This window comes from Stenotrophomonas sp. (assembly GCF_031995405.1).
GTDB lineage: Bacteria > Pseudomonadota > Gammaproteobacteria > Xanthomonadales > Xanthomonadaceae > Stenotrophomonas.
The window spans coordinates 15,350-35,437 of record NZ_DAMAGC010000037.1 but is presented as its reverse complement, the minus strand read 5'-3'; the positions used below and the strand labels follow the sequence as shown (position 1 = coordinate 35,437).

At 66.7% G+C, this 20,088-nt stretch carries 17 protein-coding genes; 13 read left to right on the top strand and 4 right to left on the bottom strand.

Going from position 1 to position 20,088, the window contains the following annotated elements; translation table 11 throughout:
• The first annotated feature begins 175 nt into the window (after positions 1-175).
• Positions 176-574 (top strand): DMT family transporter, encoded by a 399-nt coding sequence (locus RTO53_RS09085; protein ID WP_312237479.1) that lies wholly within the window; start codon positions 176-178, stop codon positions 572-574.
• Positions 571-1,779 carry a DegT/DnrJ/EryC1/StrS family aminotransferase gene (locus tag RTO53_RS09080; protein WP_312237478.1) on the top strand — a complete coding sequence of 403 codons (1,209 nt, stop codon included), beginning with the start codon at positions 571-573 and terminating at the stop codon, positions 1,777-1,779. Before RTO53_RS09085 ends, RTO53_RS09080 begins: the two co-directional genes overlap by 4 nt.
• Here the strand turns inward: RTO53_RS09080 and RTO53_RS09075 are convergent.
• On the bottom strand, positions 1,767-2,564 hold the full coding sequence (locus tag RTO53_RS09075; RefSeq protein ID WP_312237477.1) for a MipA/OmpV family protein: 798 nt from the start codon (positions 2,562-2,564) through the stop codon (positions 1,767-1,769). The two genes, RTO53_RS09080 and RTO53_RS09075, sit on opposite strands and share 13 nt — an antisense overlap.
• Positions 2,565-2,763: 199 nt before the next feature.
• Here RTO53_RS09075 and RTO53_RS09070 point away from each other — a divergent pair, with 199 nt between their 5' ends.
• From RTO53_RS09070 to RTO53_RS09055, 4 genes are read left to right on the top strand one after another with little or no spacing between them, the layout of a single operon-like run.
• Positions 2,764-3,450, top strand: a complete 687-nt coding sequence (locus RTO53_RS09070; RefSeq protein WP_312237476.1) for an MtnX-like HAD-IB family phosphatase — start codon at positions 2,764-2,766, stop codon at positions 3,448-3,450.
• Positions 3,451-3,497: 47 nt separating this feature from the next.
• On the top strand, positions 3,498-4,898 hold the full coding sequence (locus RTO53_RS09065) for an aminotransferase class III-fold pyridoxal phosphate-dependent enzyme (protein WP_312237475.1): 1,401 nt from the start codon (positions 3,498-3,500) through the stop codon (positions 4,896-4,898).
• A 43-nt stretch (positions 4,899-4,941) separates the two neighbouring features.
• Positions 4,942-5,994, top strand: a complete 1,053-nt coding sequence (locus RTO53_RS09060; protein WP_312237474.1) for a GNAT family N-acetyltransferase — start codon at positions 4,942-4,944, stop codon at positions 5,992-5,994.
• A 3-nt stretch (positions 5,995-5,997) separates the two neighbouring features.
• Positions 5,998-6,882, top strand: a complete 885-nt coding sequence (locus tag RTO53_RS09055; protein WP_312237473.1) for a hypothetical protein — start codon at positions 5,998-6,000, stop codon at positions 6,880-6,882.
• An 82-nt stretch (positions 6,883-6,964) separates the two neighbouring features.
• Here the strand turns inward: RTO53_RS09055 and RTO53_RS09050 are convergent, their stop codons facing one another.
• Positions 6,965-8,971 carry an oleate hydratase gene (locus RTO53_RS09050; protein WP_312237472.1) on the bottom strand — a complete coding sequence of 669 codons (2,007 nt, stop codon included), beginning with the start codon at positions 8,969-8,971 and terminating at the stop codon, positions 6,965-6,967.
• Between the two features lie 256 nt (positions 8,972-9,227).
• Here RTO53_RS09050 and RTO53_RS09045 point away from each other — a divergent pair, with 256 nt between their 5' ends.
• Genes RTO53_RS09045 through RTO53_RS09030 form a run of 4 tightly spaced genes read left to right on the top strand, consistent with a single transcriptional unit; the run spans position 9,228 to position 13,876 of the window.
• A complete protein-coding gene (locus tag RTO53_RS09045) occupies positions 9,228-10,580 on the top strand; it encodes a TolC family protein (RefSeq protein ID WP_312237482.1) in 1,353 nt (450 codons plus the stop codon).
• On the top strand, positions 10,573-11,589 hold the full coding sequence (locus tag RTO53_RS09040) for an efflux RND transporter periplasmic adaptor subunit (protein ID WP_312237471.1): 1,017 nt from the start codon (positions 10,573-10,575) through the stop codon (positions 11,587-11,589). The genes RTO53_RS09045 and RTO53_RS09040 overlap by 8 nt, the downstream gene beginning before the upstream one ends.
• Entirely contained in the window at positions 11,586-12,764 is a 1,179-nt protein-coding gene (locus RTO53_RS09035; RefSeq protein WP_312237470.1) for an ABC transporter permease, read from the top strand. Before RTO53_RS09040 ends, RTO53_RS09035 begins: the two co-directional genes overlap by 4 nt.
• Positions 12,761-13,876, top strand: coding sequence for an ABC transporter permease (locus tag RTO53_RS09030; RefSeq protein ID WP_312237469.1), 1,116 nt, complete (start codon positions 12,761-12,763; stop codon positions 13,874-13,876). Before RTO53_RS09035 ends, RTO53_RS09030 begins: the two co-directional genes overlap by 4 nt.
• A gap of 4 nt (positions 13,877-13,880) precedes the next feature.
• Here RTO53_RS09030 and RTO53_RS09025 read toward each other — a convergent pair whose 3' ends face one another.
• Complete coding sequence (locus RTO53_RS09025; RefSeq protein ID WP_312237468.1) at positions 13,881-15,257, bottom strand: hypothetical protein; 1,377 nt, start codon at positions 15,255-15,257, stop codon at positions 13,881-13,883.
• Between the two features lie 125 nt (positions 15,258-15,382).
• Entirely contained in the window at positions 15,383-15,727 is a 345-nt protein-coding gene (locus RTO53_RS09020; RefSeq protein ID WP_312237481.1) for a glycine zipper 2TM domain-containing protein, read from the bottom strand.
• A 280-nt stretch (positions 15,728-16,007) separates the two neighbouring features.
• On the opposite strand from RTO53_RS09020, the gene RTO53_RS09015 reads away from it, so the two are divergent.
• From RTO53_RS09015 to RTO53_RS09005, 3 genes are all read left to right on the top strand, one after another.
• Positions 16,008-16,403, top strand: coding sequence for a barstar family protein (locus RTO53_RS09015; protein WP_312237467.1), 396 nt, complete (start codon positions 16,008-16,010; stop codon positions 16,401-16,403).
• 366 nt (positions 16,404-16,769) lie between these two features.
• Positions 16,770-18,635 carry an SIR2 family protein gene (locus RTO53_RS09010; protein ID WP_312237466.1) on the top strand — a complete coding sequence of 622 codons (1,866 nt, stop codon included), beginning with the start codon at positions 16,770-16,772 and terminating at the stop codon, positions 18,633-18,635.
• Entirely contained in the window at positions 18,635-20,083 is a 1,449-nt protein-coding gene (locus RTO53_RS09005) for a nuclease PIN (protein WP_312237465.1), read from the top strand. The genes RTO53_RS09010 and RTO53_RS09005 overlap by 1 nt, the downstream gene beginning before the upstream one ends.
• Positions 20,084-20,088 lie beyond the last annotated feature (5 nt).

Sequence of the window (20,088 nt, the reverse complement as noted above, 5' to 3'; positions counted from 1 at the left end):
CCTGGATCGCGTTCCTGTCACTGGTGCCGCTGTCGCTGGGCGTGCTGCTGGGTTCGATCAACATCGTCGCGCTGATGGTCGCCGGCCGGCTGTTCTTCGGTGAACGGCTGACGCCGCTGCGCCTGACCGGCATCGCGCTGGTCACCGCCGGCGTGGTCGTGGTGGGGTTGGGCGCATGAGGCGCCTCTACCTCATCGGTTTTCCGCTGCTGATGGCATTCGACACGCTGGCCCAGCTGAGTTTCAAGCTGGCCGGCGATGGCGCGTTGCCGGTGGAAGCCAACCTGGCCTGGGTGCAGCGCGTGCTGTCGCAGCCGTGGGTGTATGGCGCGGTGATCGGCTACGTCGGCGCCTTCTTCACCTGGATGAGTCTGCTGCGCCACGCGCCGATCGGCCCGGCGTTTGCCGCCTCGCACCTGGAAGTGGTGAGCGTGCTGCTGTTGTCGGCGTGGTTGCTGCACGAGCCGCTGACCCTGCACCACCTGCTGGGCGCGGTGCTGATCGTGGCCGGCATCCTGTGCCTGGGCCGCGCCGAAGCCGCCGATCCCCACGACCTGCCCCGGCCATCGGCATGATCGGTCTGCCGCGCGAGTTGCCACCCACCGCCGGCTTGCCGCTGCACGCCAGCGACTTCCTGCCCGGTGGCGGCGACCTCGCCGTGGTGCTGGGTGCCCAGCTGGGGACGCCGTCGCTGCAGGTGACCTGCTCGGGCACCGTCGCCCTGCTGGTCGCCCTGCGCACGCTGCGCCAACGCGCGCCCGAACGCGACACCGTGGTGGTGCCGGCCTATACCTGTCCGCTGGTGGCCATCGCGGTGCACGCCGCGGGGCTGCGCGTGCAGCCCTGCGATACCCGCCCGGGCCACTTCGACATGGACCCGGACGCGCTGCAGGCCACCTGCAACGCGCGCACGCTGGCGGTGCTGCCCACGCATCTTGGCGGACGCGTGGCCGACGTAGAGCGCGCAGCCGCCAGCGCACGTGCGGTCGGTGCGTGGGTGATCGAAGATGCCGCGCAGGCACTCGGTGCGCGGGTCGGCAACGACAGCGTCGGCCTGCGCGGCGACATCGGTTTTTTCAGCCTGGCCGCCGGCAAAGGGCTGACACTGTTCGAAGGCGGCGTGCTGGTCAGCCGTGATGCCGACCTGCGTCAGGCGCTGCGCCAGACCGCAGCCGGGCTGGCCCCGCCTCGGCTGCGCTGGGAGCTGCTGCGCAGCGCGCAGCTGCTGGGGCTGGCGCTGTGCTATCGGCCCTCGCTGCTGCCGCTGGTGTATGGCCGTCCGCTACGCCAGGCGCTGCAGCAGCATGCGTTGGAGGCGGCCGTCGGCGATGTCTTCCCATTGCATATCCCACAGCACCGGGTCAGTCGCTGGCGGCAAGCGGTGGGCGCGCGTGCGGCGCGGCGCCTGCCGGCCTTCCAGCAGGCGGCGCGCGAACGCGGCCTGCGCCTGCGCGACCGCGTGCAGCAGTTGCCGGGCATCACCGTGATCGATGACGCACCCGGTACGCAGGGCACCTGGCCGCTGCTGATGGTGCGCCTGCCCAGCCAGCGCGCGCGCGATGCCGCGCAGGCCACGTTGTGGTCGCGCGGCCTCGGGGTAAGCCGCATGTTCATCCACGCCCTGACCGACTACAGCTACCTGCGCGGCATCGTCCCGGCCGTCGCCACGCCCCAGGCGCAGGACTTCGCCGCGCGCATGCTCACCCTCGGCAACAGCCCGTGGTGGACCGATGCCGACGTCGAGGCGATCCTCAAGGGATTGTCGCCTCAGAAGTGGTAGACGAACGCCAGCGAACGCTCCCATTGCCCGCCGCTGCCAAAGCGCTGCACCAGTGGGCTGTCGGCCGCAGTGCCGAGCAGACGCGCGTACTCCAGTGACAACGCCAGACCGGTGTGCTGGCTGGTAGGGACGAACACGCTGTAGTCGGCCGATGCCTGCTGGCTGCCGCTGCCCGGCTGCCACACGTCCGTGCCCAACTGTGCCGCCGATGGCGCACTGATACCGAAGTAGCGGCGCATCGCCGCGCTGTTCATGCCCCGCCACCCCACTGACAGCGACTGCTGCAGATACCACACCGCTGGCAGGTCGTAATCGGCCGACAGGGAGAGGTAGGCCCCGTTGCTGCCCAGGTCGTGTCCGAGCCGCGCGCCGAAGGACAACGCCGTGCCGGCCTGGTACTCGACGTAGCCGCCGGCATGCAGGCGGGTGTGAAGGGTGGGCACGGCGTCGGCCAGTGTCGCCCCCAGGTCGCTGCGGCTGCGGCCCCAGAGGTAGTCCTCGTAGACGCCGGCCTGCCACCGCCCGGCCCTGGCCAGCGGCACGGTCAGGCCATCGGTGCTGGATAGCTCCGTTCCGCCCGGCGTCTGGATGTCGAAAAAGGGAATCGCCTGCCATTGCTGGCGGTCGGCCCCCAGCCAACGCGGCAGCTGCTGCGCGCCCGCGCCGATGGCGACACTCCAGCGCGCGCGTTCGTCGGCGTCGGCGTCGGCGTCGGCGGCCTTCACCTGGCTGCAGGCCAGCAGCATCAGCAACGGAACAGCGCAGCGGAAGGCGGGAACAGGCATGGCAGCGCGCGCGGGGAATGAGGCGCACACGCTACACCCGATCCGTCGATCCGACATGTTTCAGACATCGCTGAACCGTTCCCCTGCGCGTGACCACGGCGCAAGGGACGGAAAGGATCGGGAAAGGATGCGTTCCTAGAGTGGGCCCGTCGCCGGTGTGCTGCCTGCGATGGCTCTTTCCCCAACGACGGACATGCCCATGCGCTGGAGCATCCTGTGTGACTTCGACGGCACCATCAGCCTCGAAGACGTCATCGACTCCCTGCTGACCACCTACGGTCGGCCCGGTTGGCAGGCGCTGGAAGACCAGTGGCAGGCCGGCGCGATCGGCTCGCGCGAGTGCATGCAGGGCCAGGTGCGGCTTTTGGCGCTGGATCCGGCCACGCTGGATGCGCACCTGGACCAGGTGCGCATCGATCCGGGCTTTGCCTATTTCGTCCGCCAGGCCCAGGCACTGGGCGTGCCACTGCGCATCGTCAGCGATGGCATGGATTACGCCATCCACCGCATCCTCGCCAACCACGGACTCCCGCCGCTGCCGGTGGTCGCCAACCACCTGCAGTGGTGTGGCGACCACTGGGAGCTGGACTCCCCGCACCAGGCGCAGGGCTGCCGCAGTGGCACCTGCAAGTGCGCCTGCGCCGCGCAGGCGCGTGACAGTGCGAATCCACGCGTGCTGATGATCGGTGACGGCAGCTCGGACTTCTGCGTGTCCGGTCGCGCCGACTTCGTGTTCGCCAAGCGCCGCCTGATCACCCACTGCATCGACGCGGGCATTCCGCACGCGCCGATCCAGAGCTTCCACCAGGCCAGCGCCCTGCTGCCGCGCCTGCTCGACGGCACGCTGTCGCCATCGGCCCTGCCCCGCATCCTGGCGTCGGCCTGATCGCCCCACCCCGCTGTTCCATCACCATCTCTTACGGAACCGACCTGATGAATCTCTTTGACAAGCATGCTTCGGCCAGCGTCAGCGACGCGCAGTTGCTGGCCGATGAGGCCCGTTACAGTTCCTTCGGCGACACCGTGCACTACGTCGATCCGCCGAAGATCTTCCAGCGCTGCGAAGGCAGCTACATGTTCGATGCGGCCGGTACGCCCTACCTGGACCTGCAGATGTGGTACTCGGCGTGCAACTTCGGTTATTCCAACCGCCGCCTCAATGATGCGCTGAAGGACCAGATCGATACCCTGCCGCAGGTCGCCAGCCAATACCTGCACCCCACCCGCGTGCAGCTGGCCAAGACCATTGCCACCGGCATGCACGATCGCTTCGGCCTGGATGGGCGCGTGCATTTCAACGTGGGCGGCGCGCAGGCCGTGGAAGACTCGCTGAAGATCGTGCGCAATGCGCGCAACGGCAAGAGCCTGATGTTCGCCTTCGAAGGCGGCTACCACGGCCGCACCCTGGGCGCGTCCTCCATCACCTCCAGTTACCGCTATCGCCGCCGCTTCGGCCACTTCGGCGAACGCGCGATGTTCATCCCGTTCCCCTATCCGTTCCGTCGTCCCAAGGGCATGACCCCGGACGAATACTCGGACCACTGCGTGCGCCAGTTCGAGCGTCTGTTCGAAAGCGAATACAACGGCGTGTGGGACCCCAAGGTGGGCCAGGCCGAATACGCTGCGTTCTACGTCGAGCCGATCCAGGGCACCGGTGGCTACGTGATTCCGCCGCGGCATTTCTTCCGTGACCTGAAGAAGGTCCTGGACAAGTACGGCATACTGATGGTCGTGGATGAAATCCAGATGGGCTTCTGGCGTACCGGCAAGCTGTGGGCGATCGAACACTTCGACGTGACCCCGGACGTGCTGGTGTTCGGCAAGGCACTGACCAATGGCCTCAACCCGCTGTCGGGCCTGTGGGCGCGCGAGGAACTGATCAATCCCACGATCTTCCCGCCGGGCTCCACCCACTCCACCTTCAACTCCAATCCGCTGGGTACCCGGCTCGGGCTGGAAGTGCTGAAGCTGGGCCAGGAGATGGACTACGAGCGCACCGTGCCGGAGAAGGGCGCCTACTTCCTCGACGGGCTGCGCAGCCTGCAGAAGCGGCATCCGGAAATCGGCGACGTCGATGGCCTGGGCCTGGCATTGCGCGCGGAGATCTGCGCCGCCGATGGCTTCACCCCCAACCGCGAACTGCTGGACCGCATGGTCGACATCGGCCTGGCCGGTGACCTGCTGCACGACGGCAAGCGCATCGGCCTGGTGCTGGACGTGGGCGGTTGGTACAAGAACGTCATCACCTTCGCGCCGTCGCTGGACATCACCTACCCCGAGATCGATCTGGCCATCAGCCTGCTCGACCAGCTGCTGACCCGGGCCAAGGGCTGAGCCGGCATGCACGTGCGCCGCGCCGCCAGCCAGGACCGCGCACGTGCGTGAGTGCAGCACCGCGCTGGAACCGGCCGTGCTGCTGGAGGGTTTCCTGGCCCACCCGCCGCAGGGCTTTGAAGCCGGCCGGCTGCCCAGCGGCCTGCCGACCTTCCGCGCGCCGCTTGACCTGACCACCACCCTGGACGAATCGCTGCGGGCCCGGCTGCTGGGCCTGCCGCTGTCGCGCTACTGGCGACGCTGGCTGACCTGGCCGACCCGGTTCGTGGGGGCCACCAGCACCGAGTACACCCCCCTGCCGGCGCAGGTGTCGCCCGAGGCGCTTGCCGAGGACGTACGGCGGCACGCCAACAGCGATTGCCGGCTGCTGGTGGTCAAGGACCTGGCGGTGGACTCGCCGCTGCTGGACGCGGCCGCCAATGCGCACAGCGGCGCGTTCCTGCAGGCGTTGCAGCAGCACGGATTCATCAGCCTGGAAGGCATGCCGCTGGCATGGATGGCGATCGACTTCGATTCCATCGACGGCTATCTCGCGCGGTTGTCGTCCGGGCGCCGCAAGAACATCCGGCGAAAGCTGCGCTCGCGCGCCGACCTGCAGGTGGACTGCGTGGCGTGCGGCGATCCGGCCCTGACCGACCCGCGCCTGATCCGCGAACTGTTCGCGCTGTACCGCAACGTGCACGCGCAGAGCCAGGTGCACTTCGACCTGCTCGACATCCGCTTCTTCCAGCAGCTGCTGGCCGACGCGCAGAGCCACGGCCGGCTGTTCCTGTACCGCCATCGCAACCAGCTGATCGGCTGGAACCTGTGCTACGTGCATGCGGGGAAGCTGGTGGACAAGTACATCGGGCTGGCCTACCCACAGGCCCGCGAACACAACCTCTATGCGGTCAGCTGGGTGCACAACCTGGAGTACGCGCTGCAGCATCGCCTGAGCCACTATGTCGCCGGCTGGACCGACTCGCGGATCAAGGCCGAGCTGGGCGCGCGGTTCACCTCGACCCGGCACGCCGTGCATGCACGCTCGCCGCTGTTGCGCGCTGCATTGCGCCGGCTCGCGCCGCATCTGCAGGCCGAGCCGGATGGCGGGGGTTGACCGATGTCCACGCGCGCGCCGCTGATCCTCGACCTCGATGGTGGGGTACTGCCCCTGCCGCAGGCACACACCCTCGCGCTGCCGCACTGGCACGATCGGCTGCGCTTCGCCTGCGGCCACGCCACGTTGGCGCGCTTCGGCGAGGACGTTCTGTCGACCTGGCCGGCCCATACCGGCACGGTGCTGCTGGGCAGTGGCGACTTCCACCACCTCAGCCTGGCGCTGCTGCGGCGCCTTTACGCACGGCCGCCCTTCCAGCTGGTGGTCCTGGACAACCATCCGGACAACATGCGTTTTCCGTTCGGCATGCATTGCGGTTCATGGGTGAATGCCGCCGCCGCACTGCCACAGGTCAGCCACGTGCACGTACTTGGCATCACCTCGCCCGATATCGCCCTGCGCCACGCGTGGGAAAACCACTGGACGCCGCTGTGGCGCGGTCGCCTCACCTACTGGTGCATGGACGTGGACGTCGGCTGGGCGCACGCGCTGGGCATGGGCGGCGCATTCCGGCGCTTCGCGCACCCACAGGCATTGCTGGCTGCCTTCGCCGCCGAACAGGCCACAGCACCGCAGCCCACCTACCTGTCGATCGACAAGGACGTCTTCGCCGAAGACGTCGCGCGCAGCAACTGGGACCAGGGCTGCTTCCAGCTGGGCGACGCGTTGACCGTCATCGATACCCTGCGTGCCGGCGGCCTGGTCGGCAGCGACATCACCGGCGAAGTATCGCTGGCGCGTTACCGCAGTCGATTCAAACGCTGGCTGTCGGCGCTGGATGGGCAACCGCGCATCGATCCGGACGAACTGCCCGGCTGGCAGCGCCGCCACCAGCAGCTCAACGCCGAACTGCTCGCCGCACTGGCCGACCTGCCGGCGGCGGATTGACCCGCCGCCGGCCGACTCCCCATACCCTCCGCACAGGCCCGCGGCCGCGACGCCCCCATCAGGCGTCACGCCCAGCGCCCCGTTACCGCTTGCCCAGCGTGTCGCCCAATCGGTCCAACCGCGCCGACAGGTCCTTCAGCGCGACGCTGCCCTTGCTCGACAACCAGGACAGCTCATCGCCCATGAAACCGCGGGGGTCCCTGTCCTTGTTCTTGTCCTTGTCCGGCTCGCGCCCCGCGTCCGGCAGCGGCGGCAGGATATGCGCGAAATAGCTCTTGCCCAGCAGCCGGTGCAGCACGCGCTCACCCGGGAACGGTTCGCCGTTGTTGAGCGCACGCGCGGCGCGAAGCAGGTTGCGGACGTCGTACTGCACCGGACTGATGTCCGGCACCTGCTTGGCCAGCCCGAGCAGCGTGTACACCGCCACCCGCGCGGTGCGGACCGAGCTCTCCATGGTGAAGATCACATCGTTGCGCGTCTCCACGAACTGCCCGAGTAGGCCCAGGTTGGTGCAGCCGGCCGGCACCACTTCGGGCCGGTCGCCCGCCGCGCGCGGCATGAACTGCGCGGTGATGTAGGGCATCAGCGCCAGCCGCACCTTGGTGGCCGCCACCACGGCATCGAGCTGGTCGCCGATGCCCAGGTGATGGCACAGCTCGGCCAGGATCTCGCGGCCGGTACAGGCCGGCATCGGCTTCTTGATGTGGTTGCCGTCCTCGTTCATCAACAGTGCATACACCCACACCACCAGCACATCCCTAGGCTGGTCGACGAAGTGCGGCTGGCGGTTGACGGTGAAGCTCAGCACCCAGTTCGAATCGGTGATGGTGATGACTCCGCCGGTCACGGTGCGGCCCGAGTACGGGTCGTTGACCGACAGCTGCGCGATCTTGTCCACCAGTGGCGACGGGCTGCAGGTCAGCGTCGCCGACTCCCACATCGAGCGGTCGATGTCGCCATAGAACTTGTGTGGCTGGCCGAAGATCGACGACTGCCGCGCCAGGTTGCGCCACAACGACCAGTCGCTGTCTTCGCCCGGCTCGTGCCGGTCACGCTGCAGCACCGGCGCGGTGTCCATGTCGCCGTAGGCGGTGCCCTCGGTCATCGAACCGGTCAGTGCGAACACCAGGTCGCCGGCGGCAACGGCGATCGTGGTGTCCTGGCCGCCCACCTTGCAGCGGAGCGCAGTGACCGTGCGCGCATCGCCCTCGACGGCCATCTCCAGGTCGTGAACGCGCGTGTCGAACTGGATCTTCACGCCCTGCGCGCGCAGCATCCGCGCCAGCGGCACCACGAAACTCTCGTACTGGTTGTACTTGGGGAACACCAGTGCGGACATGTCGTTCAGACCGTCCAGCGCATCGAGGAAGCGGTGCATGTACAGCTTCATCTCCAGCAGGCACTGCCAGTTCTCGAACGCGAACATCGAGCGCCAGAAGAACCAGAAGTTGCTCTGCAGGAAGCCGTCACTGAAGTAGTCCTCGATGGTGACATCGTCCAGTTCCTCCTTGCGCTTGAGCAGCAGCTTGACCAGCTCCCACTGCTGGCCCTTGCTCAGGCCGAAGCGCGAGAAGTCCTTGATCTTGCCCTGCTGGTGCAGCAGCCGCGCCTTGGACCAGTTCGGATCGTGGTCGTTCACCGCGCGGTATTCGTCCAGCACGCTGAACCCCTCGGGCAGCTCGAGCGCCGGCACGTCCTGGAACAGGTCCCAGAAGTTGTCGTAGTTCCAATTCATCTCGCGGCCGCCGCGCACCAGGTAGCCCTGCTCGGGATCACCGGCGCCATCGAGCGAGCCGCCTTCGATGTCCAGGCTGTCGATCAGGGTGATGTTCGCTGCCGGCATGCCGCCGTCGCGGATCAGGTAGAACGCGGCGGCCAGGCCGGCGATGCCGGTACCGATGATGTACGCACGGCGCTGGGCGACGCCTTCCGGCGGCAGCGGGCGGTTGCGCATGTAGGCGCCCATCGTGTCCGGCGGCGGCAGGGTGTTCTCCGGTCGGTTGGACCAGTAATCGCCACTTCCGTCGGGCTGGTGCTGGAACGTATCGCCCGCGGGTGGGGTCGCGGACTGCGGGGGCTGCTGGTTCATGGCACGTCTCCTTGCGGATGCACGAAAAGTCGTTGGGCCGACGGTAGCACCGCCCCCATGCGATCAAGGTTACGCAGTGGCGTACATTCCGCCTTGATCGACATCAAACCAGCGGCGGCCCCGCGTCGTAACGTGAAGACCCCGGCTTCACGCCACCCCCACTATCCTTTGCCAACTGTTTTACATACGGACCTGCCCACACGTGAGCCGGCATTTGGCGCTTGCGCGCGCAACGAAAGGACTCCGCTGCACTGCCCTGCTGCTGTGCAGCGGCGCGGCCCTCGCGCAGGGGGGCATCGGCGAAGCGGCCGTGCCGGCGCTGGACTGGCAACAATCGCAACAGCGGCTGGAGCAGGTGTCCGATGCGCTGGCCGCCGCCGATGCATCGGTGCGCAACAAGCAGGACCTGCAGGACGCCACGCGCCTGCTGCGCCTGCCGGAGATCACCGGCGAAGTGCGCCGCCTGCAATTCCAGAAGACCCTGACCCTGCCGCTGGGCTCGTTGGCGCCGGTGGCCGAAGCGTTTGGCATCGATTCACCGCTGCAGTTCACCGAACGCGACTGGCGCACCCGCCCGGTCGTCACGGCAGTGTTGCCGCTGTACACCGGCGGACTGATCCCGGCCGCGCAGAAAGCCGCTGCCGGCGCGGCCGACCAGGCCAGTGCGGAGCGCGAGACGCAGCGGCAGTCGCTGAGCGTGCAGCTTGCCCAGGCCTACTTCGGGCAGCGGCTGGCCGAGCAGGCCGTGGATGTGCGGCGCGATGTCCGCGATGGGCTGCAGCGTCATCTGGACGATGCGCTCAAGCTGGAGCGCGAGGGTTTTGCCACCCGTGCCCAGCGCCTGCAGGCCAACGTTGCCCGCGACAAGGCCGAGCGTGACTACCAGAAATCGCTCAACGACCTGCAGACCCTCAAGGCCGCGCTGGCCACCCTGCTGCGCAGCGGCGGTGAGGTGCGTCCGCTGTCGCCGCTGTTCGTGCATCGCGCCCCGATCGGGCAGATGACCACCTTCGAACGCGATGCGCAGGCCCGGCAGCCGCAGATTGCACGCCTGCGCGCACTGGTGGCGCAGGCCGAACAGGGCGTGCGCGTGCAGCAGGCAAAGCTCAAGCCGACGATCTACCTGTTCGGCCAATACGACTTCCGTCGCCGCGACGAAATGCTCACCGATCCGGACTGGGCGTTCGGCATCGGGCTCAAGTACACCTTCCTGTCGCCCAGCTCGCGTCCGGCGCAGATCAGCGCCGCGCGCGCGCAGCAGGAACAGGCCGAGGCCGGTCTGCGCGAGGCCGAGAACCAGGTAACGCTGGGCGTGCGCAAGGCCTGGTACGAACTGGAAACCGCGCGCCAGCAGTTCGTCCTGCTGGACAGCAGCATCGAGCAGTCGCGCGAGAACCTGCGCCTGCAGGAGCTGGCCTTCCGCGAAGGCCAGGCCACCTCGCTGGACGTGATCGATGCCCGGCTCGGCCTGGGCGGCACCGAGGTAGAACGCGCGCAGGCTGCCTACCAGTACGACGTGGCACTGGCACAACTGCTGGAGATCAGTGGACAGATGGACCGTTATGAAGAATTCCGCCGCCGCGCCGACGAGGTGATCGCGCATGAATGACACCCTGCAGGCGCCCAACGACGCGCCCCCGCCGAACAAGCGTCGGCTCGGCATCCTCATCGCGCTGGTGCTGGCAATCGTGGTCGTGATCGGCCTGTGGCTGGCCTGGCGCACCCCGGCCGAGCAGCTGCAGGGCATGGCCGATGCCGACACGCTCAACGTCGCCGCCAAGATCACCGCGCGCGTGGCCGAACTGAAGGTGCGCGAAGGCGATCGGGTAACCGCCGGGCAGGTGCTGTTCGTGCTCGACAGCCCGGAAGTGGCCGCCAAGGAAGAACAGGCGCACGGCGCGCTGGAAGCCGCCCGCGCGGTGGCCGACAAGGCCGACGAAGGTGCGCGCAGCGAGGACATCCGCGCCGCGCAGGCCAACTGGAAGCGCGCCGAAGCCGGTGCGACGCTGGCCGATGCCACTTACCAGCGCGTGCAGAACCTGTTCAACGAAGGCGTCATGACCCGGCAGAAGCGCGATGAAGCGCTGGCCCAGGCGCGCAGTTCGCGCGAGCTGGCCAACGCCGCGCGTGCGCAGTACGACCAGGCGCTTGCCGGCGCGCGTGACCAGGACAAGCGCGCCGCGCAGGGCCAGGTCCGCCAGGCCCAGGGCGCGGTGGCCGAAGTGGATGCCGCCCGCGTCGAAGTCACCGGCCGCGCGCCGGTGGCCGGTGAGATCAACAAGCGCATGGCCGATGTCGGCGAACTGGTGCCGGCTGGCTACCCGGTGTTCACCCTGGTCGACATCGATCGCATGTGGGTGTCGGTGAACCTGCGCGAATCGCAGATGCGCGGCCTGAAGATCGGCAGCCGCCTGCGCGGCCAGGTGCCGGCGCTGGACCGCGATGTCGAGTTCGAGGTGTACTTCATCAACCCCGCCGGCGATTACGCCACCTGGCGTTCCACCCGCCAATCCTCGGGCTACGACGTGCGCAGCTTCGAAATCCGGCTGCGGCCGGTGGCCCGCGTCGACGGCTTCCGGCCGGGGATGAGCGTGTTGTTCGCGTGGCCGCAGGGATGAACGCACCGGCGCGGGCCGGCGTTGCCGCCGCGTTCCAGCGCGAGCTGCAGCACCTGCGCCGGGACCGCACCGACCTGATGCTGGTGACGGTGCTGCCGCTGCTGATGCTGGCGCTGATGGCCTGGCTGTTCGCCGCGTCGGTGATGCGCGATATCCCCATCGCCGTGGTCGACCTTGACCGCAGCGCCGAGAGCCGCCTGCTGACGCGGATGCTCGACGCCAGTCCCGGCGTCAGCGTGGCCAGTCAACCGGCCACGCTGGCCGAGGCGCAATCGCAGCTGCGCCGCCTGGAGGTGTTCGCGGTGGTGCTGGTGCCGCGCGACGCCACCCGCCAGGCCCTGCGCGGCAGCCAGGGCACGGTGTTTGCGTACTACAACGCCACCTACCTCACCACCGGCCAGTCCGCAGCGCGCGACATCGCCGATGTCATCGGTGCCTGGAACACGCGACTGCTCACCGGGCGCATCGGCCAACAGGTCGGGCCGGCCAAGCTGCGCGCGCCGCCGATCGCGGTGCAGTCGGACATCCTCTACAACCCCGCGCGCAGCTACGAGATGTTCCTGCTGCCGCTGGTGTTCCCGGCCATCCTGTCGCTGGGCCTGGCGCTGGCGGTGACCGCCAGCCTCGGCCGCGAGGTGCGCGACGGCCACCTGCGCGAGTGGCTCGGCACCACGCCCTGGGCTGCGATCACCGGCAAGATCGCCCCATACGTAGCGCTGTTTTCGCTGTATGGCGCGCTGGGGCTGCTGTACCTGGCGCTGCTGCGTGGCGACGGCATAGCCGGCAGCCTCACCCTGCTGATGCTGGGCCAGCCGCTGTTCTACCTGGCGTGCGCGGCCGTGGCGCTGTTGTTCGTCGGACTCACCCGCGACATGGGCACCTCGTTCTCGGCCATCGGCCTGAGCCTGGGCACCGCGCTGGCCTTCTCCGGCGCCACCTTCCCGGTGGTGGATGCGCCGCTGTTCACGCGCATCTGGAACCTGCTGTTGCCGCTGACCGCCTACGTCAAGCTGCAGACCCAGCAGCAGTTCGTCGGCGCGGCGTGGAGCGTATCGCTGTGGCCCCTGGCCACGCTGGGGCTGATCGCAGCGGTGGCCGGGGGCATCGGCGGCTGGCGCCTGATCGCCGCCGCGCGCGCAGCGCCTGCGCCAGATCCCGTGCAGGCCCGCGCATGAGCCGCTTCGGCAGCAGCCTGCGCCAGACCCTGCGCGCGGTGCTCACCGACCGCTATGCGCTGGTGCTGATGATCGGCGCAGTAGTGCTGTATTCGTTCTTTTATCCGGCCGCCTACCGTCACCAGGTGGCCGGCAACCTGCCGATCGTGGTAGTGGACCGCGACCAGAGCGCGACCAGCCGCGAACTGCTGCGCCGGGTCGATGCGCTGCGCGCGGCGCGCATCGTCGGCCAGCCACGCAGCCTGGCACAGGCGCGCCAGGCACTGGAAGCCGGCCAGGCCGAGGGCATCCTGCTGATTCCGCCCAACCTGGAGCGCGACATCCTGCGCGGCGGCACCGCACACCTGGTGCTGATGGGCAACGGCGCTTACCTCGGTCGGGCCAGCTGGGTGCTCGGCGGCGTGGCCGACGCGCTCACTGCATTCGCCCGCGAGGCGGCGGTTACGCAGGCCGCCTTCAAGGGCGCACCGCAGCCGCCGCCGATCACGCTGGTGCAGCGCCCGCTGTTCAATACCCAGGAAGGCTACGGCAGCGCCATCGTGCCCGGTGTGGCCGAGCTGATCGTGCACCAGACCCTGCTGATGGGCATCGGCGTGCTGCTGGGCACGCGCCGGCTGGCGCTGGGCCGGCGCCTGCGTTTCGACCTGCCCACGCTGGCCGGCATGGCCACCGGCTTCGGCGCGATCGGCCTGCTCGGCCTGCTCTACTACGCCGGCTTCACCGCCTGGGTGCAGGACTATCCGCGCGGCGGCAATCCGCTCGGCCAGGTGTTCGGCGGCGCCTTGTTCATTGCCGCCACCGTGGCCTTCGGCCTGTTCGTCGGCAGTTTCTTCCGCACCCGCGAGCGCGCCTTCCAGTGCGTCATCGGCTGCTCGATCCCGCTGTTCTTCCTGGCCAACCTGTCCTGGCCGGCGGTGACCTCACCACCGGCGCTGGTCGCACTGGCGCACCTGCTGCCCACCACCGCCGGCATCAACCTGATGGTGCGCCTGAACCAGATGGACGCGCGCCTGGGCGAAGTCAGCCACGAGCTGTGGACGCTGGCCGCGCTGCTGGTGCTTTACGGCGGGCTGGCGGTGTGGCGGCTGGGCGATCGCCGCCGCGCGCCGTGACCGCTCAGCGCGACGGGTCCGGCGCGTACCAGAACGGAATGCGGTACTCGCGGCGACGTGCCGCCCCCTTCGCATCGCTGTCGGCATTCCAGACCAGCAGCAGATCGTGGCGGCCCGGTGGGAGCGCCGACACCGGCAGGTAGCCCACCAGCCCGCGCATCTCCAGGTCGCGCCGTTCCATCGGCACGAAACCGTCCAGCGCCACCGGCTTGCCATCCAGCGTGACCGTCCACAACAGCGCCAGGCACTGGACCGCCGCTTGCGCCGCGTCCTGCCCGACCCGCGCGTTCTCGCCTCCCGGCAGTGCGCTGCAGCGCTGCCGCGCCTGCGGGTTGTCGCGCTGTGGCTGATGCGGAATGAACAGTCGCAGCATCGCGCCCTGGATCACATCACTGGGGATCATCGGGTAGCGCAGCAACCGGTCATGTTCCACCCGCAACGCTTCGTAGTGCGCGCTGAGCATCCCGTTTTCCACCGCTTCGCTGGTCACCACCTCGTAGCGGTTGAACAATGAAAATTTGGCTGAACTGATCGTCTGCACGCCGCCGATGGTCATTGCCGCCATGATGGCGACGAAGTAGGCCACCATGAAATTACGGGCATACAGATTGCTCTGCAGGGTGAGCTGTACCGGCAGCAGCAGGCGCATCGGTATCAGCCACTGACTGACGCCGAGGACCCGATGGACCGCGCGCTCCAGGCCCGCGGTGGGCTTCCCCCGTGCCTGCCGTCGGGCAACCTGCTTTTCCATGACCAGTGGCACGGTGCTGACCAGCAGCAACGCTGCGAAGACCACCGCCACCATGATCAGCGCGATGCCGTCGGTATCGCCCAGCAGCGCCCCGACCAGGCCTGCCACGCTCAGCAGCAGGACCGAGCCCACGCCGATCAGGGTCATGGTCAGCGCGAACAGCAACGTGGTCGAGAACAGGGTCGATGCAGCGCGGTCGGCGCTGGCGATCACCTGCTCCAGGCTCACCACGCGTGAGCGGTAGAACGCACGCGATACCGGCCCCATCAGCGGAATCCGATCCCAGCGGATGCCATCGGGGAAATGGGTCTTCAAGCCGATCAGTCCGACCCAGTAGCCACGGATCGCCAGATGCGCGATCAGCGCAAGCGCCACCACGTAGCACAACCCCACGCTGGTGCTGAAGCCGAACCACAACGCATAGGCGTAGACGCCTTCGGTGTGCACGGTGCTGCCGGCCCACGCCTCGAAGATGCGCCCCGGCACGGCCAGCAGTGCGAACGCCAGCAGGCCGGAGATGAAGAGTTCCAGCTCGTCGGTGCGTTCGCGCAACCGGGCAAAGCGGCCAGCGTGATCGGATCCCTCGGCAGAGGCGTCGGGGGTGTTGCCGGGTTCAAGCGCTTCGCTCACAGGCCGGTCATCCTTGGGTGTCGCCCGAGTATACGGCTGCCTGGACACCCACCAAGGGTCCCGGATACGACAACGCCGGCCTCAAGGCCGGCGCTGTTGGACTGCGTCTACCCGCCCCGAAGGGATCAGCGGTACTGGCGCTCGCAGCGGCGCTCGACCACGCGGTCACCGTTGTTCTGCTGGCTGCGGCCCTGGATATTGCGGCCCGCGGCGCCACCGGCGACCGCACCGGCCACCGTGGCCAGTTTCTTGCCATTGCCACCGCCGATCTGGTTGCCCAGCAAGCCGCCTACCACCGCACCGGTCGCGGTGCCGGCGATACGGTTCGGATCGCGACTGTTGCGCTGCACTTCCACGTTCTTGCAGACCACCTTGCTGCCGTCATTGAAACGGCGGCCTTCGTCCTTCGGACCGTAGGTCTGGGCGGCAGCGCCGAACGATGCGGCCACCAGCGCGCCCATGCACAACATACGTTGGATATTCTTCACGGTCTTCTCCTTACTCGCAGGACATGGGGTGAGTGTCCGCCCCACGGCTGCAATGGGCAGTGAAATCATGTCCACGCAGCGTCAACGCCCGCCGCGCGTTCAGGCGGCGGACACACGTCCGGGGCGGGGTCTTCTGCGAATCCAGTTCCTGCGCAAGGAAAGCGACTGATAGAGTCCAGGCTGAATCGACGGAACCCCGACCTGCATGCCCAGCCTTCTCCGCATCGATGCGGGCGCCTCTCTCGACACCGTCGGCTGACCCGTGCATAGCCTGTCCCTGACCCTGGAAGGACGCGCGGTCCACGACATCGCCAGCTTCTACGCCGAGATCAACCGTGTCTTCATGTCCGACGAAGACTGGCACCTCGGACCGAGCCTGGATGCGCTGGATGACATGCTCTACGGCGCCTACGGCGCGCTGGCCGGTCACGCGCACGTTCACCTGCACTGGAAAGACATCGCCCACAGTCGCCAGGCGCTCGGCGTGACGGCCACGCGCGCCTGGCTGCAGGCCAAGCTCGACCCGCCCGGGCCGTTCAACCGCGCCCATGTCAGCGCACAACTGCAGGCGCTGGAACGCGGCGATGGCCAGACCTATTTCGATATCGTCATGCAGATCATCGCCGCGCATCCCAATGTGACGCTGCTGACCCGCTGAGGCGGGGACCGGGCCTTCGCCCTCCCGGCCCCCTCCCCTACAATGGTCCATCCGGCGGCCTTCCGGCCTGCCCCCGACGTTGATGGACCCCGCGTGACCGATAAGCAGCCCGAACACACCCCGCTCATGAAGCAAAACGGGTGCAGCGGGATCTTATGCAAGCAAACCCTTGTGCAGCAAGACCTGCCTGCTTGCCTTGGTCGCAACAGAATCTAAGTCGCAACATCGCCGCAACGCGCCCCCCAAGGCCAGCGCGCGCCATTTTGGTGATTGAAATCGATTCCAATCTCCGAGTCCAAGGAGATGAGACAGGAGCAGTAGTAGGATTGGGTTGCCCTATTCACTTGGCCACTAAACAGCTGCCTGATGACGAAATCCATCCAGGTTATTTCTGCATCTAAGTTTGCAACTACTTTCAGCCTCCGACCCGAGCTCCATGCGTGGCTTCTGGGCGCCGGCGCTTCTGCGGCCTCGGGCATACCGACCGGCTACGACATGATCCTGGACTTCAAAGCCAGGCTCTACTGCCAAGAGACCCGGTTCCCTCGCCGCAACGTCGACCCTAGTGATCCACTATGGGTTCAGCGCATTGACGAGTTCTTCTCTCGCACCCCTCTCCTTCCGCCTCCGAACGATCCTACCGAGTATGCGGCGGCGTTCGAGGCTATTTATCCGCAAGAAACCCATCGACGGCAATACATCGATGACGCCATCAGCAAGGGCACGCCCTGTTTTGGGCACCGCATGCTGGCCGGGCTAGTAACGGCGGCAAAGACCCCATGCGTCTTTACGACGAACTTCGACCCGCTTATTGAAGAATCCAGCCTACTGGCGGCATCGCTGATGCCTCCTGGCATCGCAGCCAAGCCGACGGTTGCGACCTTAGACTCTGCCAACCTGGCTACGCGCTGCCTGGATGAGTCTGACTGGCCCCTCATCGCCAAGCTTCATGGTGACTACCGTTCGACGTCCCTTAAGAACACCACGAGCGAACTTGCCTCCCAAGACAATGACCTGCGCCGGGCCATGGTTGAAGCCTGCAAGCGATTCGGTCTTGTCGTCGTCGGCTATAGCGGCCGCGATTCCTCCGTGATGGAGGCGCTTGAGTCCGTCCTCACCTACGAGAACCCATTCCCTAGTGGCCTCTATTGGTGCGCGTCTTCCCGCTCCAAGCTCCTGCCGGCTGTGAATGATCTCTTGGAAAAGGCTGCCTCTGCGGGCGTCAATGTCTTCATCATCGAATCCGCGACGTTCGACGAGTTGGCCGGCGACCTGCTCAATCAAATCAGCCTTCCAGCGCCACTGCTGGACCATGTCCTGTCGTTCCAGCCTGCCCAGCTTGCAGCTCCCATCCCCGTGCGCACGGCGGAAGCTCGGAAGTTCCCCGTGCTGCGCCTCTCCGCATTGCTGGTGGAGAGCCTCCCCACCATGGCCAGAAAAATAACCCTGGGACATCCATCCTCCATCTTTGAAGTGCGGGAAATGCTCAAGACCAGCAAGTGCCGGGCGGCGGTGGCAATGGTTGGAAATGAGCTCGCAGCCTTCGGTAAAGACGCAGAAATACTGGCGTCACTGCACACACTGAATCCGACACTCAACGGGCATTGGAAGCTGGACCCCATCCGAGACAGCTGGGCGTTAGGACTCACCTATGACGCCCTCCTGCGAGCTTTGGCTCGGCGGCGACCGCTGATTCCCAGACTCAAGCGTTCTGGGCACTCCCTTATGGTTGCCAGCGCGAAAGAGGGCGAAACGGAAGAGCAGCGACATCGCCGCGAAAGCCAACTGTCCAAGCTCAGAGCGGCCTACGGAAGCGAGCTCACGGGGACCAAGTCTGGGCGCAACTACAACGAAGCCATTTCGGTTCGGCTGGAAGAGATTGAGGGACGCTGGTGGTGCGGATTTGACCCCTACACCGCCGTGGAAGTGCCGCGTGAAGAGCGGGCTGCTCCTTCAGACGCAGCCGAGAGCGACCCACTGGCTTGGTCGTCGCAGCGCCGGCCAGATCCGACCGCTGACTGGAGAAGAGAGCGGTGGGCCACCAAATACAACAGCGCTTGGGCCAGCATCATCGACGCCTGGGCGAACTTGCTAACCTCTCCACGGGGCATCACCTTTCAAGCGTTCGGAATCGAAGCTCAAGAGGGAGTCGATGCGGCTTTCCGCATTTCACCACTCACCGGCTTCAGTCGTCCTGGACATCACGACAAATACTTTGACCGGAGACAGTGATGGTAGATGTTTCTCGCTCGCAGCTACCGCCGCTGTCCCTGCTCTCGGAACCGGAGCTGGCCTTTTCTCCTGAACAGTCTGGGGGGCGAGATGTCCACCCCCTTCGCGGGCTGGCGCACTACGGCCCCTTCTCATCCCAGACATTCAGCCAGTTCACGCCCACCGTTCGCATTGCCACAGTGGGCCCAGACAGAGCGTTCAAGACTCGTGGCGCGCTCATGGCATCGCTGAAGCAGCAACATTCGGCCAGCGACAGAAGCGGCTACGCACCAGATTTTCCCGGCTTCGCCAGCGTTTTCGGCGTGGACTTGGCTTCCTCCGACAAGGCGAACCACATCCGTTGGCCGGATTCCATCGACGATCTTCCAGGCTCCGGCACCCTTCAACATCGCCTAGTGGCCGCCTTCGAGGCAGCCCTCTCGCAACTAAGCACAAGGCACGAGCAGTTTGATGTGGTCCTAATCCATCTGCCAGAGGCGTGGCTTCCTTATACGTCCGGAGACGGATTCGACGCGCACGATGTCCTCAAGGCATTGGGAGCAAAGCACGGCATTCCGACTCAGGTGGTCAACGACCGAACCTTCAGCTTCTCAAACAAGGCACAGTTGGCATGGAGGCTGTCGATCGCGCTCTATGTCAAAGCCGGCGGCATTCCTTGGAAGCTCGCCCCTCTGGCGGGAGTGCCCGCGGATACCGCTTATATCGGCTTGGCATACGCGCTCAAGAGGGTCGACGACGAAACCCACTTCGTCACCTGCTGCTCGCAGGTGTTCGACATGGATGGCGGCGGTATGCAGTTCGTGGCGTTCGAGGCCAAGGACCCCGTCAAGGATGTGCGCGAGGCACGACGAAATCCGTTCTTGTCACGCGAAGATATGCGAGCGGTCATTGCCCGCAGCCTGTCGATCTACCAACAGCGAAACGGAGGCATTCTTCCTCGGCGAATGGTCATCCATAAGAGTAATGCGTTCAAGGAAGACGAAGTTCGCGGCGCTCGCGACGCTTTGACCGCCATCCCCGAAGTGGAGTGTATTGAAATCAGCTCCCGACCGACTTGGCGGGGCGTATGGCTGGTCAAAGCTCCTGGCGGTAACCCGCCCACCCAGCCAGCGAGATACCCTGTTCCCCGAGGCACGTTTGTCCCCCGGTCGGGCACGTCCGCTCTTCTTTGGGCCGCTGGCAATGTTCCAGATGTTTCAAGCAAGTCCGACTACTACCAAGGAGGGAAGAGCATCCCTCGCCCACTCCTGCTGACCCGCCACGCGGGCAGCGGGCCAATGGAAACGATTGCGCACGAAACGCTGGCACTAACCAAAATGGATTGGAACAACGACGCTCTCTACGACCCAGTGCCTGTCAGCATTCGCTACTCCCAGAAGCTGGCCAGGACCATCTCAAACGTCCAGGGCCTTCCTGGAAACAGCTACCCATATCGATTGTTCATGTGACCCTA